General features: G+C 34.2%; 7 protein-coding genes and 1 pseudogene. All 8 read left to right on the top strand.

Annotated features, from left to right (window positions below):
• A partial coding sequence (locus AC30RD_RS06175; protein WP_489493490.1) for a hypothetical protein occupies positions 1–204 on the top strand: 204 nt, incomplete at its 5' end.
• A 22-nt stretch (positions 205–226) separates the two neighbouring features.
• Positions 227–1,663: a hypothetical protein gene (locus AC30RD_RS06170; protein ID WP_489493488.1), complete on the top strand. Its 1,437-nt coding sequence runs from the start codon at positions 227–229 to the stop codon at positions 1,661–1,663.
• Positions 1,664–1,673: 10 nt separating this feature from the next.
• Positions 1,674–2,102 (top strand): MotA/TolQ/ExbB proton channel family protein, encoded by a 429-nt coding sequence (locus AC30RD_RS06165; protein WP_489493487.1) that lies wholly within the window; start codon positions 1,674–1,676, stop codon positions 2,100–2,102.
• Positions 2,092–2,760 carry a biopolymer transporter ExbD gene (locus tag AC30RD_RS06160; protein ID WP_489493485.1) on the top strand — a complete coding sequence of 223 codons (669 nt, stop codon included), beginning with the start codon at positions 2,092–2,094 and terminating at the stop codon, positions 2,758–2,760. The genes AC30RD_RS06165 and AC30RD_RS06160 overlap by 11 nt, the downstream gene beginning before the upstream one ends.
• Complete coding sequence (locus tag AC30RD_RS06155) at positions 2,748–3,791, top strand: hypothetical protein (protein ID WP_489493484.1); 1,044 nt, start codon at positions 2,748–2,750, stop codon at positions 3,789–3,791. Before AC30RD_RS06160 ends, AC30RD_RS06155 begins: the two co-directional genes overlap by 13 nt.
• Before the next feature lie 69 nt (positions 3,792–3,860).
• Positions 3,861–4,097 (top strand): hypothetical protein, encoded by a 237-nt coding sequence (locus AC30RD_RS06150; RefSeq protein ID WP_489493483.1) that lies wholly within the window; start codon positions 3,861–3,863, stop codon positions 4,095–4,097.
• Positions 4,098–4,448 (top strand): hypothetical protein, encoded by a 351-nt coding sequence (locus AC30RD_RS06145; protein ID WP_489493482.1) that lies wholly within the window; start codon positions 4,098–4,100, stop codon positions 4,446–4,448.
• Between the two features lie 193 nt (positions 4,449–4,641).
• Positions 4,642–5,151 (top strand): annotated as a pseudogene (locus tag AC30RD_RS06140) (hypothetical protein); the annotation flags it as partial.

Genomic DNA, 5,151 nt, shown 5'->3' with positions numbered 1-5,151 from the left:
GGATCTGAAAAAGCCTTTGAAGAGGTTTTTAGAGATAACGACTTTTTGATGGAGTTTATAAATCTAAGCTTCTTTGAGGCGATAAAAAGAGATGAAAAATTAAAAGAGAATTTCGTAAACCTGCAAACAGGCGATAAACACAATTTAAAAGATAATAGAGCCGATTTTTATAGAAAAAAATTTATAGCCGGATTGCAAAAATAATCCGGCTTTTTAGGAGTCGAATATGGTTAGACATATTGTAGGATTTGCAATAATCGTTTTAATTTTTAGCGGGTGCGGCGTTTCAAATTCTGCATATATTGCAAAACAGTACAAAAGGGATAAAATCTTATCAAAAGAAGATACAATCTCTGATTTGGCTTCAAAAGAGAGCGAAAAATTTTTTAAAAAGTTAAAAAGCTTGCCCGATCCTTTTAATTTTACAGGTGGTTTTAGCGATACTACTTTTATAAGCGCCTGGATTAAAGCCGCAATTCATAGCAAACCCTATCTAAGTTATAAAAAATACCAAACAACCTCTTTGGTAACAAAAACGGGCGAGAAAATAACCTATTCTACCGATTTTGCTGCGATTGCTTACAATCTTGGTTCATACATGAAGGAAGATTATTACTACAAAGATTTTCTTTTTACGCAGTTAATAAAGAGTATAGGCAAACAAGATTATCTAAATGAAGCTTTAAGATATTCGCCTGCAATGCTAAAGTATGCTCCAATGCATAGCAGCGATCCGGCGCTTAGAGCTATCTACAACGCATACAAAAAAATTACGGCAATTGCCCAAACTCTATATATGCTCTCGGATACAAATCCAAAAATCGCAAACCTGGTCTATTTTATAACCAGGGGCGAATTTGCAAAAGTTGATCAAATATTAGAAGCCCAAAAAGAGAAAATTGAGTTTGAACAGATAGAAAAAATAGAAGAGCTCGAAGATAAGTTCAGTTTGCAAAAAACCGCAACAATTACTCTTTTTCCTATTCAAATGTATAAAGAGGCCTGCGGCAAAAAGATTTATCAAAAACTTTTTGAAAACAAAAGTCATATATTAGGAAGAGTTCCAAATAAGCAAGAGATTGTTACAAGAGTCGAAGAGGTTTGTAAAAATTTAGATGGTTTTGACATATATTTGGCTTATGAGGATTTAAAAGAGCAAAAAAAGCTGTTTGGACTTGCCGTAATAAGCGAATCTATAGCCAAATATATGACAGATATTGAACATATTTGCAAATTTTCTCTTTATGAGAATTTATTGGCAAGCAAAGAGTTTATAGCGGCAAGAGACTATAAATTTATCGTTGATAAATACTTAAGAAAGAAAAGCAAAGGCAATAAATATTTTTTATACAAAGAGAGGGTAGTAGAACTTTTTGATCTTGGCTGTAAAGAGAGAGATGGCAAAAAGGTTGAGAAATTTCCAAAAGAGACTATTAAAAAGATGCTAAGAGATATATCTAACAATTTTACCTATATATCAACGCTTCCACATAATGTTTTTTACATAGAAGCTGAAGATGAAAAAGGGTGCGTACCAAAACTTGCGGCCGCTTTTGTTAAAGGTGTGAATAAAAGGCACAAAATTTATCTACTTGAAGAGGCTAAAAAGTATGATGTCTGCAAAGAGATAGCAGACAAAGAGATAAAAAGAGCCGGGTTTTAAGGAGTCGAAAATGGCAATAGAAAAAATTAAAGATATAGTCGAATTTGGCGTGCTATCGGTTTTGGCGGTTGCATTGTTGGTGTTAATATATCTGTATATTAACAGAAAAGCTGCTTTTAGGTTTGCGCTTTCCCAGTTGCAGAGATTTGAAAACAAAACCGAACTGGAGATAGAGCTTAACAAAAAAATGAGCTTTATCTATTCTCTTGCCTCAAATGCAGTTTATATCGGACTGCTCGGAACTGTTATTGGCATAATGATTACTTTGCAAAGTATCGATTTTGAATCAAAAAAAGAGATGATAGCATCTTTGGCTATTCCTCTTATATCTACCGCGGCTTCAATAATCGTCGCAATAATAGGCAATTTTATATATAACGCTTTAGCAGCGGATATAGAGACAATCCTGAGATATTGGGACGTTAAAAATGGCGGTTAAAAAAGATGCAATCAACATAGCGCCTTTTGTTGATATTTTACTGGTGCTGTTTGTGATTTTGGTTGCCGCGTCAAGTTTTAGCAGCTCAAAAAGCTTGGATAGCAAAATTGAGCATTTAAAATCAAAGCTGCTGGATAAAGATAAAGAAATTAGAAGTTTAAAACTCAAACTAAAAAGCGAAAAAGAAAAAAGTGTTTTAGAGTCAAAATGGCTAAAAAAACATTTAAAAGAACTAAAAGAGAAAAACGGCAGCTTAGCTAAGAATTTAAAAAAGCATAAAGAAAAAGTGAGCCTTTTGAGAAAAGAGCTTGAAAGTATCAAAAAGAAAAAGTCTGAAAATAAAAGAACAGGTGTAGATGAAAAGATAGTAAAAAGGCTAAAAAGTGAGAATAAAAGGCTTGAAAAAATCATAGAAAATCTACAAAAAAGATTGGAAAATGCAGGAAACCCGGTAACAATAAACATTTATCCGAGCGGCGAATTTGAGGTAAACGGCGTAAAGGTAAGGAAAAAAGAGTTAAAAAAGTTTATCGAGATATTTAAACCCAATATCCATGTGTATTGGCCAAAAAACATTACTCCTAAAGCGGAGGTATCGTTAGATCTTTTGAAAGATTGGTATGAAAAAAGCGGAGGAGTGTTTAGATGGAGAAGATAGTTATACTAATTTTAGCAGCTGCATCTATCGTTTTGGCGGATTTAAACACAAATGTTCAAAAGCAAGAATCTAAACAGCATTCTTACAGATATAGCGACCAAAAGTCGCTGCAAAACCAAAAGAGCTTTTCTAAAAACGAAACAATTGGCAAAGAAAAATCGATATCCAAAAATCTATCGAAAACATTTAGCAATATATCGACTTTAAATAAAACGGTCTCTTTCAACGAAAATTCCGGCTGGAGCGTATCTATAAACTTTACATCTTATCTAATAAACGAACTTAGAAAGCTTGGATGGAATGAGAAAGCTTTTTTTATAACAAACGATGATCTGGGAATAAACGATTATATCGTAGCAGAAGATGAGGAGTGGGGGAGTATTTACAATTTAGGGAAAAAAGAGGTTTTGGAAACAGAGGCTAAGTATAGGAAAAAACTGGATAAAAGAAAAACGGCAAAAGCGGCTTACTATATTAATCTTTTGTATTATACTGGAAACGTTATAAAAAATGCGATTTATGAGCTTAGAAAATATAGACAGATAGACTTTGACAATATTGAGTATTTAAGTAAAAAAGCTATTGTAAATGCGTATAAAAAAACAAGAAAGAGAAAAATAAGAGTAAGAAACTGCCATTTTGCGGGAAATACAGACACTATAACTTGCAATAGCGGTTTATATACCCTTGCCTTAACGCCTTTTATTCCAAACTTGTATATAAACGGCGCTTTGTGGTATTCGGCAAACGAGATCGCTTCTATGAAGCCTACAATCACTCTAAGCTTTTCAAAGTCAAACAGCGAAGCATTAAGCAAATTGGAACAGATCCAATCTACCAAAACAGTAGCAAAGTTAATTAGGGATTATACGCAAAAACTTAGGCAAAGAGGCCAGACGCAAATAGCTCAGAAAATTGAGTCTAAATTTATTGAAGATACTCTTACAAAAGGTAAAACTAAGTCTGTAAATTCTGTTTTAAATGCAATAAGCAGCGGATCTCCTATTGCTGTTTTAAAACTTTTCCAATAGTAAAACCAATTTTGTGAATATATATAAAGGGGAGATAAAAATCTCCTCTAAAAAACAAAAGGAGGTGTTATGCTTGTTGAAATAGATGATGCTCTTGTAGAGAGATTAGAAAACATAGAGATGGTAATTCCCGGAACAACAAGAGATGAGAGAATAAAGTATTTGATTGAAAGAGCGCTTGAAATGTATATTGATATAAATTCTTCAACAAAAGTTACTGCTACTTTAAAATTTGCTATAGGCAAAGAGGAGTTGGAACTTAGTATAAAAGATGATTTTTGCACAATTAAAAAGAAGGAGGTTTGAATGGAAATAAAAATTAATGAAGTATTGCAAGCGCAATTAAAAGAGCAGGCAGAAAAAGAGGGAATAAGCGTAGAAGAACTTGTAAATCACATTTTAGCTTTTAGCATAGATACTGCTCTTTGTACAATTACCGCAAAAAGAGTGGAAGATCTACTGATAAATGAGATATTGCCTCGGATTATGAATTTACAGGTTAATGTTTTGGCAAACAGGCATCAAGTTTTAAATCTTCATGCCGATATAGCTGAGGACCAAACAAGACCATCTGCAATAGCGAAAGAAGCTACGGAGATTGCCAGTGCAACTGTATTTGATGAATTTGAAGAAATAGAGGAGGTTTTAAATGAATAGCAAATCAAGAGGAATTTTTGAATTCCTCTTTGGCTTTATTTTTAGTTTTGTGTTTACATATTATGCGGTTGGCAGTTTTTTATATCTTTTTTTATTTCTTTTTGGAAAAGAGTATCTCTCTGATCCGGAAGTTCAAGACTCTTTAAACAAGTTATTTTATTTTTTTGGATTGTTTTAAACTTAGGAGGCGAGCATGAGTTATGAAAATAGCTACAACACAAAAGATCCTTATAGCCAAAATAGCGGTTATGCAAATTATAATCCATATGCAAATAGTTATTATTCAAATGGTGATCCTTACAGGACAAATTACAATCCTTATGCCGGACCGGCTTTTTTTGATGCATATAGAACTCAAGCCGGTGTTTATGGCTTAAAACATGGACATTTTGCAGGGAGCTATTATAGAAACTATCAAGCGACACATCCGGCCAAAAAGGCCGAACTTGCGGAAGCCGGAGCGGGAATAGGGATGGTAGGCGGATTTATAGGAGGATTACAGGCAAAAGCGGCAACAATTGCGCTTGGCAAAACCGTTTTAGGACTTGCAGGCGCAGCAGCAACGGGACCGGTTGGATTGGTAGGATTAGCTGGTGTAATTGGCATAAGCGCTCTTGCAGGAAGCGTTGCGCTAAAAGCTTCTCCTACGCTCGCAAAAGCCGGAGCGGATATGACAATAGGCATGACAGAAGCTACGGCTAAA

The organism is Nitrosophilus sp. (assembly GCF_982775275.1).
Note: the sequence above shows the minus strand (reverse complement) of the source record. Positions and strands in the feature narration are given on the sequence as shown.